Origin of the sequence: Klebsiella sp. K5-204 (assembly GCF_030128585.1) — a bacterium.
Classification (GTDB): domain Bacteria; phylum Pseudomonadota; class Gammaproteobacteria; order Enterobacterales; family Enterobacteriaceae; genus Klebsiella; species Klebsiella quasipneumoniae.
The window spans coordinates 220,657-245,222 of the sequence record NZ_JAKUZS010000001.1 but is presented as its reverse complement, the minus strand read 5'-3'; the positions used below and the strand labels follow the sequence as shown (position 1 = coordinate 245,222).

Here is a 24,566-nt window from a genome sequence, read left to right as displayed (position 1 = left end):
GCATACTGTGCGCATCGACACGCTAAGGAGAACATCATGACCGCACCGATTCAGGATCTGCGCGACGCCATCGCACTGCTGCAACAGCATGACAATCAATACCTCGAAACCAATCATCCGGTGGACCCCAACGCCGAGCTGGCCGGCGTCTATCGTCATATCGGCGCCGGCGGCACCGTGAAGCGCCCCACCCGCATTGGCCCGGCGATGATGTTTAACAATATTAAAGGCTATCCGCATTCGCGTATTCTGGTGGGCATGCACGCCAGCCGCCAGCGGGCGGCGCTGCTGCTGGGCTGCGAAGCTTCGCAGCTGGCGCTGGAGGTGGGTAAAGCGGTGAAAACACCGGTCGCGCCGGTGGTGGTTCCGGCCGGCAGCGCCCCCTGTCAGGAGCAGGTTTTTCTGGCCGACGATCCGGACTTTGATTTGCGCACCCTGCTCCCGGCGCCCACCAACACCCCGATCGACGCCGGCCCCTTCTTCTGCCTGGGCCTGGCGCTGGCCAGCGATCCTGACGACGCCTCGCTCACCGACGTCACCATCCACCGCTTGTGCGTGCAGGGCCGGGATGAGCTGTCGATGTTTCTTGCCGCCGGCCGCCATATCGAAGTGTTTCGCCAGAAAGCCGAGGCTGCCGGCAAACCGCTGCCGATAACCATCAATATGGGTCTCGATCCGGCCATCTATATTGGCGCCTGCTTCGAAGCCCCTACCACGCCGTTTGGCTATAACGAACTGGGCGTCGCCGGCGCGCTGCGTCAGCGCCCGGTGGAGCTGGTGCAGGGCGTCAGCGTCCCGGAGAAAGCCATCGCCCGCGCCGAGATCGTCATTGAAGGCGAACTGCTGCCCGGCGTGCGCGTCAGAGAAGATCAACACACCAACAGCGGCCACGCGATGCCGGAATTTCCCGGCTACTGCGGCGGCGCCAACCCGTCGCTGCCGGTGATCAAAGTCAAGGCGGTAACCATGCGGCACAATGCCATCCTGCAGACGCTGGTGGGACCGGGGGAAGAACATACCACCCTCGCCGGGCTGCCGACCGAAGCCAGTATCTGGAATGCCGTCGAGGCCGCCATCCCGGGCTTTTTACAAAACGTCTACGCCCACACCGCGGGCGGCGGTAAATTTCTGGGGATCCTGCAGGTGAAAAAACGTCAGCCCGCCGACGAAGGACGTCAGGGACAGGCTGCGCTGCTGGCGCTGGCAACCTATTCCGAACTGAAAAACATCATTCTGGTTGATGAGGATGTCGATATCTTTGACAGCGACGATATCCTGTGGGCGATGACTACCCGCATGCAGGGGGATGTCAGCATCACCACCCTCCCCGGTATCCGCGGTCACCAGCTCGATCCTTCCCAGACGCCGGAATACAGTCCGTCGATCCGCGGGGAAGGTATCAGCTGCAAGACGATTTTTGACTGCACAGTTCCCTGGGCGCTGAAAGCGCACTTTGAGCGTGCGCCGTTTGCCGATGTCGACCCGCGTCCGTTTGCCCCGGAGTATTTTGCCCGTCTGGAAAACGGCCACGGTCAGTAAGTCAGTCAAGCGGGGCGACAGGCGCCGGAAACGCGGCGTCTGTCGTCCGATGCAGCGCCATCCGGAGCGGATGGCGGAGGCGGGTTAGTTGATCGCCGCGGCGAGGTCTTTTTTCACCTGCTCACGCTGCTCGGCGGTCAGCACCTGGCTGACGTCGAAGTAGTATTTCACGCGATAATAGCGCACCTGCTGATCCAGTTGGCTAAAGGCAGCCAGCTGCTGTTTGACTTTGGCTTCATCCCATTTCCCGGAGTGAATCACGTCGGCCAGGGCGCCGTCCTGATAGCCGCTGATTTTAATCTGGCTCACACTGTTCTCGAAGCCCTGACGCAGCGCCTGGATTTTGGCGACCTGATCCTCACTCAGCTTCAGGTGCTGGACGACCGGGTCCTGCGAGACAGACGGCACGTCAGCCGAGGTCGACGCCTGGCTGGCGGCGGTGAAGCAGGTGGTCAGCGCAATGGCGATCAGGGTGTTACGCAAGCGTGTATTCACAATGAGTTATCCTTCAGGCAAGTAAAAGAGACTGGATTATCATCGCGGGAATAAAGACTATCTGTAACAAAGCATTCGTTTAAAACTGGATAAGAAAAGAATGGCAGGTAACCGAAACCTGACCCCGGCGGGCGCTCAGCAGCAAAGAAAGATATATTCATCCTTCCAGTAACGGCCCTGACCAATGATATCCCCGGCCGCAGTGATGAGCCGTTTTTGCTTTTCGGTTTCGATCCCCTCCACAATCACATGCCCGGTCAGGGTATGAATAGCCTGTAACAGCCCGGGCAATGCGGGATCGTTTTCTTTGTCCCAGAAATAGTCTTTATCCACTTTGACGCAATCAAAGCGAAATCGCTCCAGCAGCCGGAACGTCGTTCGTCCGCGACCAAAGTCATCCAGCCAGACCGGGCAAAGCGCCGCCAGCGTGCTCAGCGCCGTCAGTTCACGGCCAGCGATAAATTCATGAAAATTCTCATTTATTTCCAGAGCAATGTTTTTACAGGAGCGCAGAAAATCACAGAGATAGCGGTCGGTCAGAATAAAATGGCTTAATAAATCATCAATATTCAGAGAGATCGGCTTATTATCGACCTGGGAAAAATCAAATACGGAAAGCAACTCGATTTGTCGGGTAAATAGTGCAAGCTTATCGCTTTCGGTGAGCGTGGAGAAAGAAAACGTGGGCGCTGAGGTGTTATTTTGTGCGGGTGCTATAATGTCTTTAGTGAGCAATTCCCACGAGTGGTAGCCGCCACCATCGCTAATAGCGGGCTCCAGAACGAAGCGATAAGAGGTATTTTTCACGTTTTCATTAACCATTTAAAAAATACCAGAAATAAGAAAGGGTTAAAGCATGTCATATATTTCCCGCTAACAAAAATAGTTTAAAATGATCGATAAGAAACATTCGATAGCTAAAAGCTATCAAGATATAATTTATTGATCGGTAAAGTGAATTAATATAAATTTGCCACCGCTGTCAGACCCGCGTAAATCACAATTAAAATATCGTTTCAAACCAGCCAGTTACAAGATAACCCCGCCGCCAGGCATGGCGACTTCATGCTTTTTCCCTGCAGGATAAAAAGCATGATGTAATAAAAACGAAAAAAACAAGCCGCCAGTTTTTGTCATATTGTTATGCCGAAGATGAATAACGCATCACCCGGCACGCCCCGCCGGCCATGCCTTCTGCGGGCGATAAATCAGGCAGCCGGGTCAACGAAACGTCATATTTTCCCGCTACCTTACTGGCAGAAAAGGCGAAGCGGGAACAGGGTAGTGAAAAGAATATACGTGGTTCCGCTGGCGCTGATGCTGATCATGCTCAGCGTCAGCGCGTGGCGGGAACCGGCTCCGCGGCATGCCGCCAGAGGGCTGTGCGTCTGGTTTGATGGCGCAATGGTCGACTGCCTGCAGAGGCAGCGGCTGGGCGAAGCGAGACCCGCTCACGCGCTGGTCAGACGATAAACCGGTACCCGCCGGGTGGTATTGAACAGATTGTCGCTGACCTCCACCTCCTCAGTGACAATAGCCATCCCGGACCGGCGCAGCTGGGCAATGTCCGCCGCCACCCGCTGACTGCCGAACCAGAACAGAGCATCAAGCGCGGTAACCGGCAGGCCGGCGATTAATGCCTGGCGGAGTCGATCCCGGGCAGGTTTAATCTCCCGGGCGATCTGCTGGTACGGCGCCGCCGTCAGGCCCGTCGCTTCGACGCGACGAATGCGGTTTGTCAGGTGGTAATGAAAGCTCTCCGGTACAGCCTGTAAATCCTGCTTCAAACTGTAGACGCAGCCGTAACGTTTGCCGTTGAACACGGCGGCTTTACGGCTGAGCTGCAGCGTCTCGCGGACGTCGGCGATCAGCTGCGGCGCGCGCACCAGCAGCAGGCGAAAAGGCAGCTCGAAGCTGGTGACATAGTCGACGTTCAGTAACGCAATGCGCAGGCGCTCCTCTGCCCCGGCCTGCAGCTGACGGCACTCCTGATAGACTTCGCGCCACTGCTCCCGCAGCCGCGACGTTTCACCGGCTTCGGTAAACTGGTATTTTTCAATATCGTAATCAACTCTCCCGGCCACCGCGCATTCCTTCCTGAATCAGTCCCGGCGTTATACTATCATCCTCCGGCGCTGTACCCTACGCCGAGCGCCGTCGCCGCTGCCGGTTATTTACGATAAAGATAACGGGTGATGACCACATCAAGAACAAACAGCAGGAAAATAACGCTGCTTAACCACAATAAGCCTGCGAATAAATCAAGTAATTGCATCGTTGTTCCCTCGCCGTTGGCCATAAAATATAAAGCCCCATCACCATAAAGTAGTTAAGAACTACCTTAACAGCCACAGAATAAAAATTATTTAGCGATATGAAATCCCGAGCCCTTGCAGGTTCATTTTACTGACATCAAATTGTCATCAAACAATGTCTATCATCAGCCGACGCCACAGGATTGTTCCTGCCGTCATGGTATCGCCGGCAAACGCGCGACCGCACGGTTTAACAACACGGAATAATATCGCCCTACCCCACTCTTACTGTCATTGCATAATCTTATATCAGGCCCCATTGCCATTCTGCTGAATAATCCGGAAAGCGCGATAAGTCATAAACGCCCTGCTGATTGGTTGACCATGGAGAAATACGATGCCCAGCGAAAAAGCCCGCAGCCTTGACCATTTCTATGAATTACTGGCGACAGGACAACATCAGAAAATTGAACTCGATTTCGACGTCGCCGCGGACGATTTTTTTAAAATCGCCACCGAGTTTGGCGACATTGGCGCGAGGATCACCCGGCTGAATGAGCGATTTATTATTAAGATCAAGTCGCCGAAAGCCTAAGCCCCTGCCCGCCCTCTCTGGCGGGCGTCAGGCCAGCGGTCGTCGCCCGTCCCTTTTTCTTAACGAGTGCCGGTCTGCCGTTCGGCAAAATAGTGCGCCGGCGTCGTCCCCATCGTTTTTTTAAACAGGGTAATGAAAGCATTCACCGACTCATACCCCAGCTTAGCCGCCACGTTTTGTACCGAAACGCCGCTGGCCAGCTCCTGCAGGGCAATAATCAGATGCAGCTGCTGGCGCCAGCGTCCGAAGGTGAGGCCGGTCTCCCGTCGCATCAGGCGCGCCAGGGAGCGTTCACTCAGCGCCAGACGTTTCGCCCACACCGGCAGGGTACTGCGATCGTCTGGATGACTCACCAGCCTGTCGGCCATGGCGCGTATTTTGGGGTGCGCTGAGACGGGCAGATTCAGGCGCTGCGCCGGCATGGTCGCCAGCTCGTCAAGGGTCACCCGGGTCAGTCTCCCGGCATGGCTATCCGCCGCGTAGTCCGCCCCTTCGCGGGTGAGCCGCCCCACCAGCTCATGGATCAGGGAAGAGAGCGCCAGCGCGCAGCAGCTGTCGGGCAGCGCCGCCGCCCCGGGTTCAATAAACAGGTAGTTGAGGCGCGCGTTCCAGGTGGCGGTCACACTGTGGGCAATACCGCCCGGGATCCATACCGCGCAGCGAGGCGGCACGATCCACAGGTTATTTTCCGCCCGACAACGCACCGCGCCATACAGCACGATAATCAGTTGTCCTTTGCGATGGCTATGCACCGGCACTTCGGCTTCATACTCGACAAAATCAAGATGGCGCGCGACGGCCGGGCAGGAAGACGCGTCCGGATCGTACAGCGTATTGGCAAAAGGTGATGGCATACGGTTGGCAAGATTCAGGTATTTTTTGACAGAATAGAGTATTTCTCCGCAAGCGCAAGCCGGCAATAATCGGCGGCATGAACATCATCCTCTTTCGTCAGGCCCGCTGGCTGCGGGCCGCAGGCGCCGTCGCGCGCCGTTTCATGCCGCAAACACCCTCAGCCGCGCTGCGCAGCGATGGCCAGGCGGTGATCTATGCCGCGAAGAGTTTCGCCGCGGCGATGCTGGCTTACTATCTCGCGCTCTCCATCGGTCTGCAGCGGCCTTCCTGGGCCATCATCACCGTCTATATCGTCTCGCAGACCTCGGCGGGCGCCTCGTTGAGCCGTAGCGTCTATCGGCTGGTCGGGACCGTCGTCGGCGCGGCGGCCACCGTGATCATCGTGCCCACCTTCGTTAACCAGCCGATCCTGTGCAGCGTCGTGCTGGCCCTGTGGATCGCGGGTAGCCTCTGCCTGTCCCTGCTTGAACGCACGCCGCGCGGGTACGCCTTCCTGCTGGCGGGTTACACCGCGAGCCTGATTGGCTTTCCCGCCGTCTCCGCGCCCGGGACGATCTTTGATCTCGCCGTCACCCGGGTGGAAGAGATCGCCATCGGTATCTTATGCGCCGGCCTGATCCATCGCTTCGTGCTGCCGGTGCGCATCGCCGGGCGGTTTAACAGCACGCTGGCACAGACGCTGGCAACCGCTCGGCAGCGGATCGCCGATACGCTGGCAGGCAAGCCGGTGGCGGCGGAAACGCTGCGGCTGGCGCTGAGCCTGCAGTTTCTCCAGGGCATCAACCACCACCTGCCCTGGGATGACGGCCTGTCTGTCCCTCACCGCCAGGCGAGAAAAGCGATCCACGACCGGCTGGCGCGACTGTTGATCGTCAATGGCGAATTATATGACCGTTTACAGCGGAGCGGGCCGCCACCTGACGACCTGCAGGCGCTGCTGGCGGAGGCAGAGGCCTGGCTAACAGGCCCGCAAGCCGCCAGGTCGGCGCCCTCGGCAGACGGACTTCTCTCCCGCTGCGAGCGGCTCATCGTCCGGTACGCTGCTGACGCGCAGACCATGGACGAGGCGCTGCGGCTCAGCCTGGCGCGCCATCTGGCGGAAGCCATCCGCCTCCTGCAGGAGAGCGAGCGGCTGGCGAAGGCGGTTTATCGTCGGCAGTCGCCTGCCCTGCCCCCCGACGCCGGCGCGGCGAAGGGTTATGTTTTCCATCGCGACCCGCTCAGCGCCCTGCGGACTTCCTTCGGCGCCTTCGTCATCATCCTTAGCGGCTGCCTGATCTGGATAGGATCCGCCTGGCCCGATGGCGGCACCGCGGTCTCGATCCTCGGGGTCTGCTGTAGCCTGTTCGCCAGCTTCGACGCGCCGGCGGCGCATCTGGTGAAATACCTGATCGGCTGCGTGTGGGGCGTGCTGTTCAGCCTGCTCTACAGCTTCGTCCTGCTGCCGCAGGTGAACGAATTTGCGCTGCTGGCGGCGGTGCTCGCCCCGGTCTATCTGCTGGCCGGCTCGCTGCAGGCGCGGCCAGCCACCACCTTTATGGCGATGGGCATCACCCTGACGCTGCCGATATTGTGCGAGCTGGGGGCCAGCTACCGTGGCGACTTCGCGACGGCGATCAATACCGCGCTCGCGCTGTTTATCGCCGTCGGTTATGCGGCGTTTGGTATGCGCCTGCTGCAAACCGTGCAGGCGGAAACCGCTATCCGTCGTCTGCTGACGCTGTGCCAGCGCGATATCCGCCGCGCCGCTCGCGGCCGGCTGGCGCACAATGCCCACCGCTGGACCAACCTGATGATCGACCGAACCGCATTACTGCTGCCCCGCCTGCCGCAGAGTGGACCGGCAGCCGGTCAGTTGCTTGACAAGATGCTGCGCGATATTCGTACCGGTCTCGCCGTGATCCATCTGCGCCGTCGCTATCAGCAGGCGGACAGTGCGTCGGCGGACGCAGTGCAAGCGCTCCTGGACGCGCTGAACCCGCAGCCGGACATGACGGCCCTGGAGCAACCGGTCAATGCGCTGCTGGCCCAGGCTTTACCGGCGACCGATGCCGCCTCGCGCGAACGCGCGGAAGCGCTCATCGCGCTGTATTGCGCCTTACACCAGCCTGAGGAGAGCCAGAACCATGCGTGACCTCGCGCTGGGCGGGGTATTTTTCCCCGGCCTGCTGATTGTCGGCCTTATCGCCCTGCTCGCTACACTGTTGCTGCAACCGCTTATCTTCTCCGCCCGCGGCCCGGGTCGCCTGCCGTGCCGGCCGCTGTGGGGGCTGTCCCTTTTTATCGCGCTTTTCTTCCTGCTCCTGCAGGGCGTTCACACGCTGGGGTTATCCGTATGACACTGTATCTGACACTTCTGGGCCGCTATGCCCTGACCTTAGGCGCCGTCGCCGCCGCCGCGCTACTGGCTTTCATTTTCTGGAAACAGGAGGCGCAGACGCCCTGGACCCGCGATGGCCGGATGCGGGCCGACGTGGTGCAGATCGCCCCCAATGTCTCGGGGCCGGTGGCCAGCGTGGCGGTGAAAGACAACCAGTGGGTCAATCGGGGAGAGGTACTCTATACCATCGATCCGCGCTGGCTGAAGCTGGCGGTCAGCAGCGCTCAGGCGGAGGTGGAAGCCCGACGCCAGGAGATGGCGATGCGCCAGGATGCCGCCAGACGTCGGGCGCAGATCCAGGGCGTCATCTCCAGCGAAGATCTGAAACAGACCAACAGCGCGGCCAGCGTCGCGGCCGCTAACTACCAGGGCGCGCTGGCGGCACTGGCGCTGGCGCAGCTGAATGTAGCGCATGCCACCGTGCGGGCGCCGGTATCCGGCTACGTGACCCATCTCCGGCTGCGCCCCGGCGACTATGCCACCGCCGGGGTGACGACAGTCGCCATTATCGATGGTCAGAGCTTCTGGGTGGTGGGGTATTTTGAAGAGACCCGTCTGCGCCACATCCACATTGGCGATACCGCGCACATCACGCTGATGGGCTACGACCCTGTTATTACCGGCCATGTGGAGAGCATCGGGCACGGGATCGGCGATACCAATGATGAAACCGGCGCCCTGGGCCTGCCGCAGGTCGAGCCAACGTTCAGTTGGGTGCGGCTGGCGCAGCGTGTGCCGGTGCGTATCCATATCGATACCCTGCCCGCAGGGGTGGAGCGGGTCGCCGGTCTGTCCGCGACCATTTCGGTCATCCCTGACCGGACGGCGCGGCACGCCGGTCAATCATCAATAGCCGACTTGCTGTCCTCTCAGTGATAGCCTTCGCTGCCGGACACTTTGCCGCGAAAGACGTAATAGCTCCAGGCGGTATACATCAGGATCACCGGGATGATCAGCAGCGCCCCCGGCAGCATAAATACCTGACTGGAGGGCGGCGCTGCGGCATCCCACAGGGAGATGTGCGGCGGAATAATGTTCGGCCAGACGCTGATCCCCAGCCCGCTGAAGCCGAGGAATATCAGGCCCAGCGTCAGGATAAAGGGACGAGCGTGGCTGGCGGGGCGCGCGCTCAGGCGCCAGATCCACAGGCTCAGGGTCAGCACCAGGATCGGCACCGGCACGAACCAGAAGAAATTGGGCAGCGTAAACCAGCGTTCCGCCACGTAGCGCCAGCCCAACGGCGTCCAGACGCTGACCACCGCGATCACCGCCATCAGCGCCAGCAGCACCTTGCGGGTCAGCTCGCGCATCCGCTGCTGCAGCGCGCCTTCGCTTTTCATGATGAGCCAGGTGGTGCCCAACAGCAGATAGGCCACCACCAGCCCCAGACCGCAGAACAGGTTAAAGGGGGTAAGCCAGTCCAGCGTCGAGCCGGCGAAGCGGCGGTCGGCTACCGCAAAGCCGTTGATAAAGGCGCCGACGACAATCCCCTGGCTGAAGGTCGCCAGCAGCGAGCCGCCGGCGAAGGCATAGTCCCAGAAGGTGCGATGCGAGGGAACCGCTTTAAAACGAAACTCAAACGCCACGCCGCGGAAAATCAGGCCGATGAGCATCGCCGTCAGCGGGATAACCAGCGCATCGGTGATCACCGCGTAAGCCAGCGGAAACGCGCCGAACAGCCCTGCCCCGCCGAGCACCAGCCAGGTTTCGTTACCATCCCAGACGGGCGCCACGCTGTTAACCATCACATCGCGCTCTTCGGCGTCATGCACCACGCTGAACAGCATCCCGATGCCTAAATCGAAACCATCCATCACGATATACATCAACGTGGCGAAGACAATGATGACAAACCAAATCACCGAGATATCGATGCTCATGATGCGTTCTCCTCATCCCGCACCGGCTCTGCCGCCGAGAGCGGACGCGCCGGGGTGCCTGCGGTTTGCGAGGTCAGCTCCGTCACCGGCTGCGGCCCTTTTTTGATAAGCCGGAAGATATAGTAATACCCCACGCCAAACACCGCGCAGTAGACCACGATAAACACCAGCAGGCTGATAGCCATCTGCAGCGTACTGTGCAACGACACCGCGTCCCGGGTGCGCAGCAAACCGTAGATCACCCACGGCTGACGGCCCATCTCGGTGGTCACCCACCCGGCGACCAGCGCAATAAGACCGGCGGGCCCCATACAGAGCGCAAACCACTGGAAGGGACGCGAATGGTACAGCCGCCGCCGATAGCGCAGCCAGGCGCTGCAGATCCCTAAGCCAATCATCAACACACCCATCCCAACCATGATACGGAACGACCAGAACACGGCGGGCGAATAGGGCCGGTCCTCTTTCGGGAAATCTTTCAGGGCCGGCACCTGCTTATGCAGGCTGTGGGTGAGGATCAGGCTGCCCAGCGCCGGGATCTCCAGGCCATAGCGGGTCCGCTCCTCTTCCATATCCGGCAGGCCAAACAGCAGCAGCGGGGTGGCCTCGCCCGGCCGGTTTTCCCAGTGTCCTTCAATCGCCGCAATCTTCGCCGGCTGATGCTCAAGGGTGTTAAGGCCATGCATATCCCCCACCACCGCCTGGATGGGCGCCACCAGCAGCGCCATCCACATCGCCATCGACAGCATTTTGCGGATGGCCGGCGAGTCGTTGCCGCGCAGCAGATGCCAGGCGGCGGAGGCCCCGACGAACATGGCGCTGCTGAGGAACGCGGCGATCGCCATATGGAACAAGCGATACGGGAATGAGGGGTTAAAGATAATCGCCAGCCAGTCCTGCGGGATAAGGTGGCCATTTTCGAGGGTAAAACCCTGCGGCGTCTGCATCCAGCTATTGGAGGCGAGGATCCAGAAGGTGGAGACCAGGGTGCCAAGGGCTACCATGCAGGTGGTAAAAAAATGCAGCGCCGGCGGCACCTTGCTCCAGCCGAACAGCATCACGCCGAGGAATCCCGCTTCGAGGAAGAAGGCGGTCAGCACTTCATACAGCAGCAGCGGGCCGGTAATACTGCCGGCAAACTGGGAGAACCCGCTCCAGTTGGTGCCGAACTGATAGGACATGACTAATCCGGAAACCACGCCCATGCCAAAATTGACGGCGAAAATTTTCAGCCAGAAGTTGTAGAGCGAGCGCCAGACGTTATCCCGGGTTCGCAGCCACATCCCTTCCAGCACCACAAGGTAGCTGGCAAGGCCGATGGTGATGGCCGGAAACAGAATATGGAAGGAAACGGTAAAGGCAAATTGCAGTCGGGCCAGATGAAACGCGTCAAATTCAAACATAATCCGCACCCATCATTATGAAACGCCCCGGCCGCAGCCGGGGCTTATGCGAACATCACTTAGCCGATGATGACGTGTTTTGCTTACCGGCGCCCAGTTCAGCGCCGGTCAAAGGATCACCCTGCGGGTCAGACTCTGTTCGCTTCAGCATCGCTTTGCACAGCGCTTCCTGCTCCGGCGTCAGGCCGACAGAGGCGCTGCCATCTCCGCCATCCACGGCCGGCTGCGGATCCTTGACATAATCGAAGTGTTTGTCACTGTTCCAGCTGCCGCGTACTTCTCCACCTTCAGACATATTGTAGTAGGTGTTCGCGTACTCGCTAATGGGCGGCAGTTTGCCCGGCGGATAGTTGTTGCGAATTGACTGCAGCGCCTTCTCAAAAGAGAGCTGATGCGCCGCTTCGCGGGTCATCAGGAACGCCAGCGCGTCTTTTACGCCGGGATCGTCGGTCACGTTGATCAGCCGTTCATAGACGATCTTCGCCCTCGCCTCCGCCGCGACGTTCGACCGCAGGTCGGCGGTGGGTTCGCCGATAGTATCAATGTAGGCCGCCGTCCACGGCACGCCCGCCGAATTGGTCAGCGGGGTACCGCCGCCGTACAGTAACGACGTAATATGGCTGTCGTTGCCGTTGGCGGTGAGCGAACGATAGAGTTCCGCCTCGCTCTCGGTGCCCTCCGCCAGCGCCCCTTTGGCGCCTTTATTTAGCATGCCGACCAGGGTGCCAATAATCTCCAGATGGCTCAGCTCCTCTGTCGCGATATCCATCAGCATGTCTTTGCGGCCGGGATCGTCATCGCTTAATCCCTGAGTGAAATAACGACACGCGGCGGCCAGCTCGCCCTGAGGGCCGCCAAACTGTTCGAGCAGTAAATTCGCGAGCCCCGGATTGGGTTCAGCAACGCGCACGGTATACTGCAGTTGTTTCACATGACGAAACATAGGCCTGCCTCCTGGTTATTTTTTCGCTTCTACGCCGTCAGCATCTGAACGCAGGAGAAATTGCTCCGTGGTCTGAGGAATATGTTTGATCAGCCAGTCGGCCATGGCCTGCTCTTCCGCCAGGATGGCCTCAATGGCCGGAATGGAAGCGGTATCGCCCGCTTTTTCAGCCGCCGCCAGCAGAGAGGTATAGCAGGCAATCTCAAACTGCTCGAAGACGTACCCGCTGATCGAGCCTTTGACTATTTCATCGGAAGGAAACATCCCGCCGATGGACTGGCCGAGAGCCGCCATTTTACTCATCGAATCTTTAATCACCGAGCGCGAAATCTCGTTGCGGTCGAGGATCTCTTCCAGCACGGTAATTTGCCGTTTGGTCTCATTAATATGCTGTTCAATTCTGGCACGGAGATCCGGATAATTATCGATACGGCCAGCCATTGATTCCAGCATGGATTCAGCCTGTTTTTCCATGGCATGCGCATCTCGTAGCCAGTCATGATAATGTTCAATGTGATTCATCGTGATTTCCTCGTGTCAGGGAGCGTTTATTTTTCTGCTTTTTTATTAATATTACCTACCGCCAGGTCGGTTAATTTCACATCGGTTTGTTTTTCTTCTTCCAGGGTTTCGGCCAGCAGTTTGACCGCTTTTTTATAACCCAGCTGTTCCGCCAGGGTCACCAGGGTACCGTAACTGGCAATTTCGTAATGCTCGACCTTTTGCGCAGCGGCAATTAACGCGGCATCACGTACTTCATTTTTTTCCGTGCTCTCAACGACTTCATTGGCCTCTTCAATTAATCCTTCCATGGCCACGCATTTCATGCGTTTGATTTTCAGACCGGATTCCTGCTCAACGATCTGGTCGATACGTTCAATCTGGCCCTGGGTTTCTTCAAGATGAGCATTGAACGCCGCGCTGAGTTTTTCACTGGACGCCGCTCTGGCCAGTTTAGCCAGCCCGCGGGTTAATTGTTTCTCTGCGCTGTAGGTATCTGAGAGCAGGTGAATAAATACATCTTCAATGCTTTTCATATTCATAGAAATACCTTCCGGAGTCAGAAAATAACTGCGAGTCTGTGACAGACTCGCAGGAGATACTTTCACTTCAGGGTGCAAGGAAAAGGATAATCAGGAATTATCAGACTTGCGGCCACCGCCGTGGCTGTTTTGTCCGCCTTTTTTACCCGCTTCGGACGCACGCTGCGGATCATTTTTAAAGTTCCCGCCGCTGTGCTGACCACCTTTACGACCTGCTTCAGAAGCTTTTTCACGGTCTTCAGCAAAATTACCGGAACCACCACGATGCTCTGCCATATTTTCACCTCATGTATATCGGTTATGTCAGTACGATACGAAAATATTCCGTATCACTCGTCGTTCGATATTTAAATCTAGCGGGTAATGCTGGTTAGTCAAATTATTATCCGGTGTTTCCGATGTCTTTTAGCAGCAATTCGGAATAATTCTATAAAACACATCAAAAACAACCAGACGGCACATTTCGGCTAACTTACTGTGTTCAGGGAAATAATGCATGGAGACCACCCATGCGGCAAAGAATTATTTATACCGGCGGGTTACTCCCGTTGGGTTATATAACGAAGCGGCAGTATTGCCTGTAGCCCGACTGAAATTAGGAATTTTTCTTGTTTTTAAGGCAAAAAAAAGCCGCTGGGGAAGCGACTGGAAAAATAAAATGGAGCGAATATCATGCCCGATTAAGCCTGGCATATTCAGGGGAAACAGGCAAATAACGCCAATAAATAAGCGAAGCGTGGCATATATTCAGCGACTGGAATATCACGCAGTTCCATTATTAGTACTCTACGCTTTATTTTCACGGTGGTTTATCGGCGGCATTAGCGTCAGGTCACTTTGCCTTTGCGCCTGATGCGATCAGCCATTCTCTCCAGGAGAAGACTCTATGAAAGCACTCACTTATCATGGCCCCCATCATGTCAGCGTTGACACCATGCCCGACCCGGCCCTTGAGGCGCCGGACGATATTATTCTGCGCGTCACGGCGACGGCGATCTGCGGTTCCGATCTGCACCTTTACCGCGGAAAGATCCCCGGCACGCACCATGGTGATATTTTCGGCCATGAATTTATGGGGGAAGTGGTGGACGCCGGCTCGGACGTTACCGCGGTTCGTAAAGGCGATCGGGTGGTTATCCCGTTTGTCATTGCCTGCGGAGACTGCTTCTTTTGTCGCCTGCAGCAATATGCCGCCTGCGAAAGCACCAATAGCGGCCAGGGGGCGACGCTCAATCGCAAAGGTATTTCGCCACCCGCTGCGCTGTTTGGCTATAGTGATTTGTACGGCGGGATCCCCGGCGGCCAGGCGGAATATGTGCGGGTTCCCAAAGCCAATACCGGCCCGTTTAAAGTACCGGACACCTTACCCGATGAAAAGGTGCTGTTTCTGTCAGATATTCTGCCCACCGCCTGGCAGGCGGTAAAAAACGCCGAGGTCAAACCCGGCAGCAGCGTGGCTATTTTTGGCGCCGGCCCGGTTGGCCTGCTGTGCGCCTCCTGCGCCAGGCTCAATGGCGCAGAGCAGATATTCATCATTGATCATAACGATTACCGACTCGACTTCGCGCAGCAGCGCTATGGCGCGATCCCGATAAACTTCGACCACCATGACGACCCGGCGCAGTGGATTATCGACAACACCGCCGGCCATCGCGGCGTCGACGCGGTGATTGACGCCGTCGGCTTCGAGGCGAAAGGCAGCCTCACGGAAACCGTTCTCAGCACCCTGAAAATCGAGGGCAGCAGCGGGAAAGCGCTGCGCCAGTGCATCGCCGCCGTGCGCCGCGGCGGCATTGTCAGCGTGCCCGGGGTTTACGCCGGTTTCATTCACGGATTTATGTTTGGCGATGCCTTTGATAAGGGGCTGACCTTCAAAATGGGGCAAACCCACGTCCATGCCTGGTTGCCGGATCTGCTGGCGCTAATTGAGCAAGGGTTGCTCACCCCGGAGGAGATTATCACGCACCATATGCCGCTGGAGGAGGCCGCGCGCGGCTATCAGATCTTTGAGAAGCGTGAAGAGGCATGCCGCAAAGTGATCCTCGTGCCGGGGATGCAGCCCGGAAAGGCAACGCTTTGAGGCGCAGGTTAACGCAGCGAAACCCTTCGGCGGCCAGTGCGGGCCGTGATATAAAAACAGCATCCGCTGGCCCGCCGTGGCGGATACCGCCGTTAACCACAGGAGAAGGTCATGCTCGAGTTACGCCCGAATTGCGAATGCTGTGATAAAGATCTGCCGCCAGACTCACCCGAAGCGTTTATCTGTTCGTTCGAGTGTACCTTTTGCCAGGACTGCATGACGGCCCGGCTGAACGGCCATTGCCCGAACTGCGGCGGCGAGCTGGTGCGGCGCCCGGTGCGTCCCGAAGAGGCGCTCCGGCGTCACCCCGCCTCCACCCTGCGTCGCCCTACGCAGTAAAACCGGATGAGCAGGCGTCGCAAACGGGAGCCCTCAGGCTCCCTTTCTTCACCCTTATTTCTCTGCCGAAAAGCGCCACTCTGCGGCGGTCGACAGCGTCACAAAGGGCCCCGCAAGGGTGACATTGTGATGGCCAATGATGTCAGGCGCTGATAAACGTTCGTTATCCATGGTTGAGTGCGCATCCGAGATTAACACCGTCCGTAATCCCAGCGCCGATGCCGCTCGGCAGGTCGTGTCCACGCAGAATTCGGTTTTCATCCCGGCAATAACCAGCTGTTTTACGCCGGCCTGGGCGAGCTGATGCTCAAGGTCAGTTTGCTGGAAACAGGAGGGGTATTTTTTAATCAAAACGATATCCCGCTCGCAGTTAACCCCCATCTCAGGCAGCAGTTGGGTTAATGGACTTTGCGCGGAGAACGGAGAGTCGTCAGGTCCGGTATGGCGGGCAAAGAAGACTGGCACCTCAGCCTGTCTCGCTTTTTCAATCAGCAGGCAAACGTTCGCCAGAAGCGCATCGGCCTGATACGGGGAAACCGGGCCACGGAAAAGCCCCTGCTGCATATCGATAATTAACAGGGCATGTTCAGATGAAATCATGATGGGTCTCCATTCAGTCTGTCACGAACGGAGAAGACGCTCCCCGTCCACATTGGCGGGGAGTGAGGATCTGTTTGTCAGGAGCCGGTCACAGATACGCCCACACCACCGCAGGTTACGGTGGTGGTGGTGACGGTGGTGGTTGGCTGCACTGACGTAATCATTATCTGACCTTCACTTATTCTTTACAGATAAAACATAAGCGCCATTAAAACGGCTCTTTTCTTATAGCATTGAGCTGAGACGGATTGCAATTTATGCGTGAACAACGCAGCCGCTTTACGCAACCATTAACGGCTTACAATATAGGCGCGAAGGATTTCACCTGCTGAAAGAATATGTTTCACGGTATATGCCCGAGCCTCCTGTGGATTATTTTGCTGGCAGGCCATCAGGATCTGCTGATGCTCATCCTGGAATTTCAGCGTATCCGACAGCAGTCTGTTCTGAAAAAGCTCATATCTTTCAATCTGCTCGCGCAATTCACCGATCATCTTCAACAGGCGCTGATTGTTACACTTCCGATACAGCAGTTCATGAAACTCCCGGTTATACCTCCCCTGCTGCTCGGGTTCAGAAGCGCTGCTCAGCAGCTGATGCACCAGCTCTGCCCGGGCAAGCGTTTCCGGGTCCATATTCTTCAGGCTATGAAAAATGGCTTCACCTTCCAGGAGTGCCCGCAGCTGATAAATTTCATCGACATCTGCGGCCGTCAGCGTTTTCACCACCGCGCCGCGATTTCTGTAAATCTCAACCAGACCTTCGCGCTCAAGCTGCTGTATCGCTTCTCTCATTGGGATACGGCTGACAGAAAACTGGCAGGCCAGGTCGCGCTCCACAAGCCGGTCGCCATCTCGCAATGCCCCCTTGTTGATTAAGATTTTTAACTCACTGGCAAGGATGTCGGCGGTCGAACGGGTAGCAGCGTTCATTTGGCTCTCTTTACATCATTCATAAATGGTATACCATTATGCCATTCTAGCCAACGTCATGACAACCTTGCGATTCTACCTGCGGCTTCGTTCAGGCAATGCACCTGGACGATACCGCAGTGAAGAAATTCATCCCTCTATAGAGAAAGGCAAACCAATGGAACATGCTTATACCAGTCATATCACATGGACCGGCAATCAGGGCACGGGTACCTCGGGTTACAAGGCTTATGCCCGAACCTGGGATATCGCGATAAAGGGAAAAGAACCTATTCATTGTTCAAATGATCCATTACTGGGCGGCGATCCCAGCAAAATGAACCCGGAAGATCTCCTGCTCTCTTCTCTCTCTGCCTGTCACATGCTGTGGTACTTACATCTGGCCTCAGATGCCGGCATTACGGTCATGGAATATCAGGACTCGCCGGTGGCAACGGGTGAAGTATTAAAAGGGGGCGCGGGTCGCTTTATTTCTGCTACCCTCAGGCCGAAAATCACCGTATTACCAGGTACCGATCTCGACGCCGCCGCGGCCATTCATCAGCAGATCCATCACGTCTGTTTTATCGCCCGCTCGGTCAATTTCCCGGTCAGCTACCAGCCTGAATTTATTATCTTTAACGAAGAGTAACTCGTTTCTGGCGCGGTCATCCGGCGCTCAGGAAATGTGGCTGGGGTATCCAACCTCAGCCACACTTCGCTGCACGCCGAAGCATCCTGCTCTGGCCGTCATTAGACTGCAGGGAAATTCACCACGGAGCAGACTTATGATTGCGGTAATTTTTGAGGCCGACGCCTTACCGGAAGCACAGGAAAGATATCTTCAACTGGCGGCCGGGCTGACGCCTTTGCTTTCAGACACGCCGGGGTTTATCGCCATCGAGCGCTTTCAGAGCCTGAATTCGCCCGGCAAAATCCTTTCGTTATCCTGGTGGGAAGATGAAGCATCGGTGGCCAACTGGCAGCAAAATGAGCGGCATCTGGCTGCCCAGCGCGAAGGCAAAGCATCGATTTTTTCATATTACAGAATACGCGTTGCCCGCGTGTTCCGGGATTACTCATCGGAGCGGGGAGCACAGCCAGATGTATGATATTCACGTCATTCTCAGCAACACGCCGGGCTCGCTTGGCGCAATGGGTATAGCGCTGGGCAACAACGGTGTGGGTCTCGAAGGTGGTGGGGTATTCACCACGCCTGATGCCGGACATGCGCATTTTCTGGTAGAAGACGGTGAGACAGCCCGCAGGGTGCTGACCGAGGCCGGATTTACGGTCAGCGATGTATGCCGCCCTCTGATACGCAAGTTACCCCAGGAACGACCCGGGGAACTGGGAGACATTGCAGACACCCTGGCCCGCAACGGTATTAATATTCTGGTACAGTACAGCGACCACCGTAACCGGCTCATTCTCCTTACCGATGATGACACCCGGGCAGCGGAAGTGACCAAAAAATGGGCCATACTTTCTGAATGAATCTCCTGAAAGCGCAGCAAGACAGTGAGCCAGAGGCGGCGCTGGAAACCGCGATGGCGATGGTGGCCTCAGCCCTCTCTGACCCGTCAAGGGTGAGTATTCTCTGCGCGCTGATGGACGGGCGCGCATGGACGGCGACCGAGCTCAGCACGGTCGCCGAGGTCTCCGCCTCCACCACCAGCGGACATCTTGCCCGGCTGCTCAGCAACGGGCTGGTGGTGTGTCTCGCGCAGGGGCGCCACCGCTATTACCGCCTGGCGGGCCCGCATATCGCCGGGCTGCTGGAAAACCTGATGGGCGTCTCAATGCAGGCGCATAAGGCGCTGGCCACCAGCACGCCGGTTACGCTTCGCTACGCCCGCACCTGCTACGACCATCTGGCGGGCGAACTGGCGGTGAATATTTATGAGTTTATGCTGCGGCAGAAATGGCTGACGGCCGATGGGCAGTCCCTGACGTCAGCCGGTAAAACCCAGCTTGAAAGCCTGGGCGCAGTACTTAACGCTCGACCGCGACGTAAGCCTTGCTGCCCCTGTCTTGACTGGAGCGAAAGACGTTTTCATCTGGGAGGCGACGCCGGATCGGCGCTGATGGCGCTGTTTGAGCAGAAAGGATGGATCACCCGCACGCCGGGATATCGGGAAGTGCAAGTGACGGATAGCGGCAGAGCGGCGCTGTCCCGGCTGTTTAATCTGAAGGTGAACGGATAGCCTGAGTTTAGGCTACATCATATTTTCGCCGAACAACGCCGGTTTAAGCCGGTCGGGCCATCAGTATGGCCCCTGGCGTTCAATCCATTCCCACTCGCGATCTCGCGGTAAACTGAGCTATCCCTGTCACGAGGTGCATGGCTTTGATGGACATTGTGTTGCGGGAAATCGGCGATGGCACCGCGCAGCGAGCGCCCGGCAAAATAACGGCCTGCATGCGATAAAAAAACGGGAGCCCATCGGCTCCCGCTTTTACTTAATCCATCAACTGGATTACATGTTCGCGATAATCGCGTCGCCAAACTCTGAACATTTCAGCAGTTTAGCGCCTTCCATCAGACGCTCGAAGTCATAGGTCACGGTCTTGGCGGCGATAGCGCCTTCCATACCTTTGACGATCAGGTCTGCGGCTTCGAACCACTGCATATGGCGCAGCAGTAGTTAACTAATAACATCATTACTTATTGATTTAAAAAGAAAAATAGGCATTTTTGATAAGTGGTTAATGTTTTTAGTCTAAGCCCTAACCTATTGAAATTCATTAGTATATTTTCAGTTTTGATAACCGGCTTTGAGTCTTTCTGCTCATCTGGATAGTGAATTATTAGCCAATAATACTCACTCCCTGTGAGTCGGGTTAAATATTTCCGGTGTTATAACTCATGATTTGAAAAGAAAATAAAAAAGCCTCGGAGTCCGAGGCTTGCATTAGAACCAGCAGCGCCATTATATTATTTAATTACTACCTACCAAGTAATGATTGCTCTTTTCCAAACCATCTTCCCTTTTTTTTCTTCTTTTATATGCAGAATCCTTTTCATAATAAAATATAAAATAAGAGAAAACCCTATGATAGCAATATATGTCCCGATGCCGAAAGACACCAGAAACACAACCAAGATCCCAAAGAGCGCTACCAGTAAAGATGTGCAGATAGATATCAAATTAATTGTCTTGCGTGCATCTCTTGATACATAACCTTTAATCTTAAATGCATGGCAACTGTGGCAGTGGTCCTCATTAATTAAAATTGCACCACAAAATGGACATTTATCATCTTTTGTTGTCATTTATTTTAAATCTCAACATAATAGTAATCACTCATCCACAACCTTCCCTGGCAAGCGCAATCAACAACAGAATGTACTTTATTTTTTTGTTCTATTGTCTCAACTCCCTCAACAATCACGAAATTGCAGTATGATTTTATTTTATTTATTATTTTAAAGAATTCGCTCTCACTCTGTATTCCCCAGAAGTAATCTTTATCAATTTTTATACATTCAAAATTAAACATATCTATAACTGTTAAGCTTGTTAAGCCACTCCCAAAATCATCCAGCCATACTGGACACAATTTTGAAAGACACTTTAAGTCAACCATACAGCATTTAGTATTGAATTCATGAAAATGCTCGTTAATCTCAAAAGCAATGTTTTTTTGGTTTTTTAAGTAATCACCAATATATTTATCGTTCAAAATACAATCGCTAATAAGACTGTCAACATTTAACGAAACTGGCTTGAACTTCAATTCTGATGCATCAAGCTTTTCAATTGTCAATATCTGTTTCTTAAACACATCGATTTTTTCTTTATCGCTTAATGAAGTGAAACAAAAACCACTTTCATTAGCAAGGTAATCATTGCAGTCCTTTTTTTTAACATTTTTCGTGAGAATTTCCCAAGAATGAATAGAACCATCTTTTTTAAAAGATGGTTCTAAAACAAATCTACAGGAATCTATTTCCATATTGTTCTTTATCATTAAAAAAACACCGGAACTAGGAATAATCCTAATCGTGTCATATTTAGAAATCAAAGGAAAATAGTTTAAAATGATCGATAACGATCGAACAATAGACGAAACCTATCACATTTCTTAAATCGATCGATTATTCAAATCAAATGACTTAAAAGGGAAAAAAAAGAAACATGATTTCAATATAAATTTGAATAAAATCATATTGTTATGGAATGACAATACATTAGTGGCATGTATCAAACGTTAGTTGAGAGGGGTCTGTGGTTCCGAGGAAATTTATCCGTATTGGCAATGCCGATAATAAACCATCTTAAAAATTTATATGTATAAAATCATGAGAAAAGAAATCATTTCATCTTTAATTATTCGGCATGCAATATCCATTCTTCCCGTTACGTTTAACTTCATATAGCATTTCATCAGCCTCTTTGATCCACTCGATGATTGATTCTTTATTTTCTGCACAAGAAATACCGATACTGACAGTACAGTAAATATCGTTGTGAGAAGGTAATGAAAGATCTTTAATTTTTTTCTGAATTATATGAACCATAGCTATAACAAGCTTGCTATTACTATTATTAACAATAATAGCCAACTCATCGCCACCAAATCTTGCTGGTACGTCCTTCTCGCCAGCACACTCTCGTAATATTGTTGATATACGAGATAACACCGCATCACCTACTTCATGGCCATAGGTATCATTAATTTTTTTAAAATTATCAACATCAATGAGCATAAGATAAGAATGAATTCTCTTTTTACGCGTTGCACGAAAAGCACTTTCCATTTTTTGCTCAAAAAAACGGCGATTTGGTAGATCTAAGCCAGGATCCATCAGAGCCTGTTTTTCCAGTAACTCCCTTCTTTTCCTCAACTTTATAGATAAGTGCCTTGAAACAATACTCAGTACTATGGGATAACAGGTCGCCAAGGGTAAAGAAAGCAATACCGTTCGGGTACTGAATTCTATCGTATATCTGAAATCATTTACTAACCAAACTGTCAGGAAACTAATCATCATCCACATTAATGCTGGTTTTAAAATTTTCCATCCACCAGCAGCATAGCGATCAGCTATTTGAACTGAGATTATGAATAATGATGGAATTGGACTAACTTGCATTACGGCTATCCAGATTCCAGCCCAGAATGAATCAAGTATCATATTCTTCTTTTCAGTACTCAGCATATCCTTCGACATCATGCTTGCAAGATAAGCAACCGATGGCCAGATGAGTGCATTCAGAATTAACAAGGCTGTTGTTATTTTTTGATGTGACTGTTCCTGGAGGACTGAATATATAGGAAGAAAGCAAAGAACGACACCAATCTGACGTAAAAAATATACTCGCTTAATGAACGATGAATTTCTATCAGATATGTATTTTTCATCGGGGAAATTTGTTAACATAGAAAGCCTATTATAAATCACTAAGAGCCGCCATCACTTTAACCCACTAAATAACAAGATAAAACCGCCCTGCATTACAAAGTTATAACACGGATGTGAAAATTACAAGATTGCACTTCAATTAATGATAAACGTATCAATAATAACATTTGGTATCCATTTCTTTGAATCCATCCACACGATTTATATCTGATACTTAGTAATACTTTAGGGTTATATTCTTAAAAATGAATTTCCAGTGGAGTTTAGAGCTACTGCATTATTAATTTTGGTAGGCTATTAAAAAATAACACAACATCTGACCAGTAAAACTTTACTTGAACTTACTTATCGTTTACTGCAAATTGTTCTGTGATGTACACAGCAATTAATGTCGTTTCAGTTGCCCCCGGCAAGTGCCTCCGGGGGATTTTTTATGTTCCTCAACTTTCTAGTGCGTCAACTCGCCTAATCAAATCCTGTACCACGGTCACCAAATCGGCAATGATTGCCGTGTAATCCACATTCATCACCCTGAATTTTTCACCATCGATCTCCTGCTCGATGCCGAGGAAGGTATACAAGTCGTCAACTTTTTCAGCCTGCTGGGCGATAAAGCCACGCCTCCGGCGCGTTTCGCCTTTCATATTGAACTCGCATACTCCCAGCGAGTTAATGCGCCTGGAGGCCCCTTCTTGAGGCTCCATGAACGCATCTTTCAGCCGGACATCTGAGCCGGTGGTCAGGACGTCCCCCTTACCGGTGGAGATCGTGCCGCCAGCCCGGAAAATCCATGCATCGGTTCGCCCGAATCCGTCAGCGTACAGAACAAGTCGGTGTTCGGTGCCTACCTGCTCCTCCATGTACATTTGGACGTAAGCGCCATCCACGTCACCATACGCTCCTCGCCCTGCCATCAATGAGCGTACCGGATTGGAGGTCAGTTGCGTTCCGATGGCTGGGTTGGCTGGCATGGTCGATGATGCTGTGATCCTCCCGTCCGTTACCCAAAAACTTTGTACCTGCGCGTTCAGGCGGTTCTGCCTGTCGTGGATAAGGCGAGCGGTATAATCCGCACTGCTGCCATTGTAGTGGAAGTCAATGTAAGGCGTGCTCATTGACAGCTCGATCGCCTGCGTCAGAACCTTCCCCTTTGACGTGTTATCGATGTTGCCGCCAGCTGATAACCCACCGGGCAAAGTCGTCTGGTTATCGGTCCCAATAACGAGGATGTCATCAAAGGTATCTGACGGTGACACAGTGGTCGCTCTTGAACGCTGAACCCTGAACGGTGTTCCCGATCCAACGGCAATTGTCCCGCCTTGCCCCTGTTTTTTGAGCAGAGCCAGATCTGAGTTCTTACCGAGAATAAAACCGGCATTATCGCTGGTTATAACCTGCGAGCCGTCGAGTTTGTTTCCTCCGGTGAGTTTTGCCAGCGCGTTAAGATCCGATGCCTTCGCCATCCCGCCTATCGCCGGCACGGTTACCTGCTTTCCTGTGATCGGGTCAGTCATGGTGATATTGCCGCTGCCGGTCAGGGCCATCGACCAGCCCTCCACCACACTACGCCAGAATGCAAATGCGCTGGCCAGCTGGTTAGCAAACGACGAGGTACTGGCGGTTTCAGCGGTAATAATTCCGTAACTGGCGCCGGAAAATGCGGTGGTGATATTCCGGGTCAGCGTCAGCTGCGTGTCACTGTCCACGGATTTGATCGCATACAGGTCAGTACTACCGCTGCGGTAGACCACCAGAATCGACCCCGGCTGTATCCCCAGCGCCACCTGTGACCACTTTGTTGTCGCTCCTGTCACCCGTGCCTGCGACGCTGCACCCGTGACGGTACCGACTTCATACATCGCCATAATAAAGTTCCT

Annotated in this window: 28 protein-coding genes and 1 pseudogene; 12 read left to right on the top strand and 17 right to left on the bottom strand. The window is 54.3% G+C overall.

The window, feature by feature from the left end; genetic code table 11:
* The first annotated feature begins 36 nt into the window (after positions 1 to 36).
* On the top strand, positions 37 to 1,539 hold the full coding sequence (locus MKR05_RS01225) for a UbiD family decarboxylase (RefSeq protein WP_023289226.1): 1,503 nt from the start codon (positions 37 to 39) through the stop codon (positions 1,537 to 1,539).
* An 84-nt stretch (positions 1,540 to 1,623) separates the two neighbouring features.
* Here the strand turns inward: MKR05_RS01225 and MKR05_RS01220 are convergent, their stop codons facing one another.
* The 4 genes from MKR05_RS01220 to MKR05_RS01205 all read right to left on the bottom strand — a co-directional run bounded on the left by MKR05_RS01220 (position 1,624) and on the right by MKR05_RS01205 (position 4,118).
* Entirely contained in the window at positions 1,624 to 2,034 is a 411-nt protein-coding gene (locus tag MKR05_RS01220) for a Spy/CpxP family protein refolding chaperone (RefSeq protein WP_023289225.1), read from the bottom strand.
* A 135-nt stretch (positions 2,035 to 2,169) separates the two neighbouring features.
* Positions 2,170 to 2,856 (bottom strand): EAL domain-containing protein, encoded by a 687-nt coding sequence (locus tag MKR05_RS01215; protein WP_049014933.1) that lies wholly within the window; start codon positions 2,854 to 2,856, stop codon positions 2,170 to 2,172.
* Between the two features lie 428 nt (positions 2,857 to 3,284).
* Positions 3,285 to 3,440 (bottom strand): hypothetical protein, encoded by a 156-nt coding sequence (locus MKR05_RS01210; protein WP_032429125.1) that lies wholly within the window; start codon positions 3,438 to 3,440, stop codon positions 3,285 to 3,287.
* A 45-nt stretch (positions 3,441 to 3,485) separates the two neighbouring features.
* A complete protein-coding gene (locus MKR05_RS01205; RefSeq protein WP_023289223.1) occupies positions 3,486 to 4,118 on the bottom strand; it encodes a helix-turn-helix domain-containing protein in 633 nt (210 codons plus the stop codon).
* Positions 4,119 to 4,686: 568 nt separating this feature from the next.
* Here MKR05_RS01205 and MKR05_RS01200 point away from each other — a divergent pair.
* The gene (locus MKR05_RS01200; protein ID WP_023289222.1) at positions 4,687 to 4,884 is read left to right on the top strand and encodes a hypothetical protein; all 198 of its coding nucleotides are present in this window, start codon (positions 4,687 to 4,689) and stop codon (positions 4,882 to 4,884) included.
* A gap of 59 nt (positions 4,885 to 4,943) precedes the next feature.
* Here MKR05_RS01200 and MKR05_RS01195 read toward each other — a convergent pair whose 3' ends face one another.
* Positions 4,944 to 5,738: a helix-turn-helix domain-containing protein gene (locus MKR05_RS01195; RefSeq protein ID WP_032452468.1), complete on the bottom strand. Its 795-nt coding sequence runs from the start codon at positions 5,736 to 5,738 to the stop codon at positions 4,944 to 4,946.
* Positions 5,739 to 5,815: 77 nt separating this feature from the next.
* Between MKR05_RS01195 and MKR05_RS01190 the strand changes: the two genes are divergently transcribed.
* The 3 genes from MKR05_RS01190 to MKR05_RS01180 are packed head-to-tail and all read left to right on the top strand — an operon-like array spanning position 5,816 to position 8,995.
* On the top strand, positions 5,816 to 7,873 hold the full coding sequence (locus MKR05_RS01190; protein ID WP_238875516.1) for an FUSC family protein: 2,058 nt from the start codon (positions 5,816 to 5,818) through the stop codon (positions 7,871 to 7,873).
* A complete protein-coding gene (locus MKR05_RS01185; RefSeq protein WP_023289219.1) occupies positions 7,866 to 8,078 on the top strand; it encodes a DUF1656 domain-containing protein in 213 nt (70 codons plus the stop codon). The genes MKR05_RS01190 and MKR05_RS01185 overlap by 8 nt, the downstream gene beginning before the upstream one ends.
* Positions 8,075 to 8,995, top strand: coding sequence for an HlyD family secretion protein (locus tag MKR05_RS01180; RefSeq protein ID WP_048297274.1), 921 nt, complete (start codon positions 8,075 to 8,077; stop codon positions 8,993 to 8,995). Before MKR05_RS01185 ends, MKR05_RS01180 begins: the two co-directional genes overlap by 4 nt.
* Here the strand turns inward: MKR05_RS01180 and cydB are convergent.
* The 6 genes from cydB to MKR05_RS01150 form a co-directional block, all read right to left on the bottom strand.
* Entirely contained in the window at positions 8,989 to 9,999 is a 1,011-nt protein-coding gene (cydB, locus tag MKR05_RS01175) for a cytochrome d ubiquinol oxidase subunit II (RefSeq protein WP_048297273.1), read from the bottom strand. The genes MKR05_RS01180 and cydB overlap by 7 nt on opposite strands.
* On the bottom strand, positions 9,996 to 11,402 hold the full coding sequence (locus MKR05_RS01170) for a cytochrome ubiquinol oxidase subunit I (RefSeq protein WP_064158287.1): 1,407 nt from the start codon (positions 11,400 to 11,402) through the stop codon (positions 9,996 to 9,998). The genes cydB and MKR05_RS01170 overlap by 4 nt, the downstream gene beginning before the upstream one ends.
* Before the next feature lie 55 nt (positions 11,403 to 11,457).
* Positions 11,458 to 12,345 carry a manganese catalase family protein gene (locus MKR05_RS01165; protein WP_023289215.1) on the bottom strand — a complete coding sequence of 296 codons (888 nt, stop codon included), beginning with the start codon at positions 12,343 to 12,345 and terminating at the stop codon, positions 11,458 to 11,460.
* A 15-nt stretch (positions 12,346 to 12,360) separates the two neighbouring features.
* Entirely contained in the window at positions 12,361 to 12,867 is a 507-nt protein-coding gene (locus MKR05_RS01160; RefSeq protein WP_023289214.1) for a ferritin-like domain-containing protein, read from the bottom strand.
* Positions 12,868 to 12,893: 26 nt separating this feature from the next.
* Positions 12,894 to 13,388, bottom strand: coding sequence for a ferritin-like domain-containing protein (locus MKR05_RS01155; RefSeq protein WP_023289213.1), 495 nt, complete (start codon positions 13,386 to 13,388; stop codon positions 12,894 to 12,896).
* A 90-nt stretch (positions 13,389 to 13,478) separates the two neighbouring features.
* A complete protein-coding gene (locus MKR05_RS01150; RefSeq protein ID WP_004150795.1) occupies positions 13,479 to 13,664 on the bottom strand; it encodes a general stress protein in 186 nt (61 codons plus the stop codon).
* 220 nt (positions 13,665 to 13,884) lie between these two features.
* Here MKR05_RS01150 and MKR05_RS01145 point away from each other — a divergent pair, with 220 nt between their 5' ends.
* From MKR05_RS01145 to MKR05_RS01135, 3 genes are all read left to right on the top strand, one after another.
* Positions 13,885 to 14,241 carry a hypothetical protein gene (locus MKR05_RS01145; RefSeq protein ID WP_238875518.1) on the top strand — a complete coding sequence of 119 codons (357 nt, stop codon included), beginning with the start codon at positions 13,885 to 13,887 and terminating at the stop codon, positions 14,239 to 14,241.
* Positions 14,242 to 14,274: 33 nt separating this feature from the next.
* Positions 14,275 to 15,468, top strand: a complete 1,194-nt coding sequence (locus MKR05_RS01140) for a zinc-dependent alcohol dehydrogenase (protein WP_023289212.1) — start codon at positions 14,275 to 14,277, stop codon at positions 15,466 to 15,468.
* 111 nt (positions 15,469 to 15,579) lie between these two features.
* Positions 15,580 to 15,807 carry a DUF1272 domain-containing protein gene (locus MKR05_RS01135; protein WP_044522234.1) on the top strand — a complete coding sequence of 76 codons (228 nt, stop codon included), beginning with the start codon at positions 15,580 to 15,582 and terminating at the stop codon, positions 15,805 to 15,807.
* Positions 15,808 to 15,861: 54 nt separating this feature from the next.
* Here the strand turns inward: MKR05_RS01135 and MKR05_RS01130 are convergent, their stop codons facing one another.
* Positions 15,862 to 16,407, bottom strand: a complete 546-nt coding sequence (locus tag MKR05_RS01130; protein WP_023289210.1) for a cysteine hydrolase family protein — start codon at positions 16,405 to 16,407, stop codon at positions 15,862 to 15,864.
* Positions 16,408 to 16,697: 290 nt separating this feature from the next.
* Positions 16,698 to 17,339 (bottom strand): GntR family transcriptional regulator, encoded by a 642-nt coding sequence (locus tag MKR05_RS01125; protein WP_044522232.1) that lies wholly within the window; start codon positions 17,337 to 17,339, stop codon positions 16,698 to 16,700.
* Between the two features lie 157 nt (positions 17,340 to 17,496).
* Between MKR05_RS01125 and MKR05_RS01120 the strand changes: the two genes are divergently transcribed.
* The 4 genes from MKR05_RS01120 to MKR05_RS01105 all read left to right on the top strand — a co-directional run bounded on the left by MKR05_RS01120 (position 17,497) and on the right by MKR05_RS01105 (position 19,525).
* Complete coding sequence (locus tag MKR05_RS01120; protein WP_238875519.1) at positions 17,497 to 17,970, top strand: OsmC family protein; 474 nt, start codon at positions 17,497 to 17,499, stop codon at positions 17,968 to 17,970.
* Between the two features lie 136 nt (positions 17,971 to 18,106).
* Positions 18,107 to 18,430, top strand: coding sequence for an antibiotic biosynthesis monooxygenase (locus tag MKR05_RS01115; protein ID WP_049014917.1), 324 nt, complete (start codon positions 18,107 to 18,109; stop codon positions 18,428 to 18,430).
* Positions 18,423 to 18,815, top strand: coding sequence for an amino acid-binding protein (locus MKR05_RS01110; protein ID WP_017899009.1), 393 nt, complete (start codon positions 18,423 to 18,425; stop codon positions 18,813 to 18,815). Before MKR05_RS01115 ends, MKR05_RS01110 begins: the two co-directional genes overlap by 8 nt.
* Entirely contained in the window at positions 18,812 to 19,525 is a 714-nt protein-coding gene (locus tag MKR05_RS01105) for a helix-turn-helix transcriptional regulator (protein WP_049014914.1), read from the top strand. The genes MKR05_RS01110 and MKR05_RS01105 overlap by 4 nt, the downstream gene beginning before the upstream one ends.
* A 273-nt stretch (positions 19,526 to 19,798) precedes the next feature.
* Here MKR05_RS01105 and MKR05_RS01100 read toward each other — a convergent pair.
* The 4 genes and pseudogenes from MKR05_RS01100 to MKR05_RS01085 all read right to left on the bottom strand — a co-directional run.
* Positions 19,799 to 19,966, bottom strand: a pseudogene (locus MKR05_RS01100) (isocitrate/isopropylmalate family dehydrogenase); the annotation flags it as partial.
* Between the two features lie 634 nt (positions 19,967 to 20,600).
* Entirely contained in the window at positions 20,601 to 21,293 is a 693-nt protein-coding gene (locus MKR05_RS01095; protein ID WP_023159863.1) for an EAL domain-containing protein, read from the bottom strand.
* 355 nt (positions 21,294 to 21,648) lie between these two features.
* Positions 21,649 to 22,707, bottom strand: a complete 1,059-nt coding sequence (locus MKR05_RS01090; RefSeq protein ID WP_032430712.1) for a sensor domain-containing diguanylate cyclase — start codon at positions 22,705 to 22,707, stop codon at positions 21,649 to 21,651.
* A 422-nt stretch (positions 22,708 to 23,129) separates the two neighbouring features.
* Positions 23,130 to 24,554 (bottom strand): tail fiber domain-containing protein, encoded by a 1,425-nt coding sequence (locus MKR05_RS01085; RefSeq protein ID WP_110225057.1) that lies wholly within the window; start codon positions 24,552 to 24,554, stop codon positions 23,130 to 23,132.
* Positions 24,555 to 24,566 lie beyond the last annotated feature (12 nt).

What these genes read in the sequence shown, in the direction of transcription:
- MKR05_RS01225 (WP_023289226.1), top strand. Translation starts at nt 37, where the DNA reads ATGACCGCACCGATTCAGGATCTGCGCGACGCCATCGCACTGCTGCAA.
- MKR05_RS01215 (WP_049014933.1), bottom strand. Translation starts at nt 2,856, where the DNA reads ATGGTTAATGAAAACGTGAAAAATACCTCTTATCGCTTCGTTCTGGAG.
- MKR05_RS01200 (WP_023289222.1), top strand. Translation starts at nt 4,687, where the DNA reads ATGCCCAGCGAAAAAGCCCGCAGCCTTGACCATTTCTATGAATTACTG.
- MKR05_RS01195 (WP_032452468.1), bottom strand. Translation starts at nt 5,738, where the DNA reads ATGCCATCACCTTTTGCCAATACGCTGTACGATCCGGACGCGTCTTCC.
- MKR05_RS01190 (WP_238875516.1), top strand. Translation starts at nt 5,816, where the DNA reads ATGAACATCATCCTCTTTCGTCAGGCCCGCTGGCTGCGGGCCGCAGGC.
- MKR05_RS01185 (WP_023289219.1), top strand. Translation starts at nt 7,866, where the DNA reads ATGCGTGACCTCGCGCTGGGCGGGGTATTTTTCCCCGGCCTGCTGATT.
- MKR05_RS01180 (WP_048297274.1), top strand. Translation starts at nt 8,075, where the DNA reads ATGACACTGTATCTGACACTTCTGGGCCGCTATGCCCTGACCTTAGGC.
- cydB (WP_048297273.1), bottom strand. Translation starts at nt 9,999, where the DNA reads ATGAGCATCGATATCTCGGTGATTTGGTTTGTCATCATTGTCTTCGCC.
- MKR05_RS01170 (WP_064158287.1), bottom strand. Translation starts at nt 11,402, where the DNA reads ATGTTTGAATTTGACGCGTTTCATCTGGCCCGACTGCAATTTGCCTTT.
- MKR05_RS01165 (WP_023289215.1), bottom strand. Translation starts at nt 12,345, where the DNA reads ATGTTTCGTCATGTGAAACAACTGCAGTATACCGTGCGCGTTGCTGAA.
- MKR05_RS01160 (WP_023289214.1), bottom strand. Translation starts at nt 12,867, where the DNA reads ATGAATCACATTGAACATTATCATGACTGGCTACGAGATGCGCATGCC.
- MKR05_RS01155 (WP_023289213.1), bottom strand. Translation starts at nt 13,388, where the DNA reads ATGAATATGAAAAGCATTGAAGATGTATTTATTCACCTGCTCTCAGAT.
- MKR05_RS01150 (WP_004150795.1), bottom strand. Translation starts at nt 13,664, where the DNA reads ATGGCAGAGCATCGTGGTGGTTCCGGTAATTTTGCTGAAGACCGTGAA.
- MKR05_RS01145 (WP_238875518.1), top strand. Translation starts at nt 13,885, where the DNA reads ATGGAGACCACCCATGCGGCAAAGAATTATTTATACCGGCGGGTTACT.
- MKR05_RS01140 (WP_023289212.1), top strand. Translation starts at nt 14,275, where the DNA reads ATGAAAGCACTCACTTATCATGGCCCCCATCATGTCAGCGTTGACACC.
- MKR05_RS01135 (WP_044522234.1), top strand. Translation starts at nt 15,580, where the DNA reads ATGCTCGAGTTACGCCCGAATTGCGAATGCTGTGATAAAGATCTGCCG.
- MKR05_RS01130 (WP_023289210.1), bottom strand. Translation starts at nt 16,407, where the DNA reads ATGATTTCATCTGAACATGCCCTGTTAATTATCGATATGCAGCAGGGG.
- MKR05_RS01125 (WP_044522232.1), bottom strand. Translation starts at nt 17,339, where the DNA reads ATGAACGCTGCTACCCGTTCGACCGCCGACATCCTTGCCAGTGAGTTA.
- MKR05_RS01120 (WP_238875519.1), top strand. Translation starts at nt 17,497, where the DNA reads ATGGAACATGCTTATACCAGTCATATCACATGGACCGGCAATCAGGGC.
- MKR05_RS01115 (WP_049014917.1), top strand. Translation starts at nt 18,107, where the DNA reads ATGATTGCGGTAATTTTTGAGGCCGACGCCTTACCGGAAGCACAGGAA.
- MKR05_RS01110 (WP_017899009.1), top strand. Translation starts at nt 18,423, where the DNA reads ATGTATGATATTCACGTCATTCTCAGCAACACGCCGGGCTCGCTTGGC.
- MKR05_RS01105 (WP_049014914.1), top strand. Translation starts at nt 18,812, where the DNA reads ATGAATCTCCTGAAAGCGCAGCAAGACAGTGAGCCAGAGGCGGCGCTG.
- MKR05_RS01095 (WP_023159863.1), bottom strand. Translation starts at nt 21,293, where the DNA reads ATGATAAAGAACAATATGGAAATAGATTCCTGTAGATTTGTTTTAGAA.
- MKR05_RS01090 (WP_032430712.1), bottom strand. Translation starts at nt 22,707, where the DNA reads ATGTTAACAAATTTCCCCGATGAAAAATACATATCTGATAGAAATTCA.
- MKR05_RS01085 (WP_110225057.1), bottom strand. Translation starts at nt 24,554, where the DNA reads ATGGCGATGTATGAAGTCGGTACCGTCACGGGTGCAGCGTCGCAGGCA.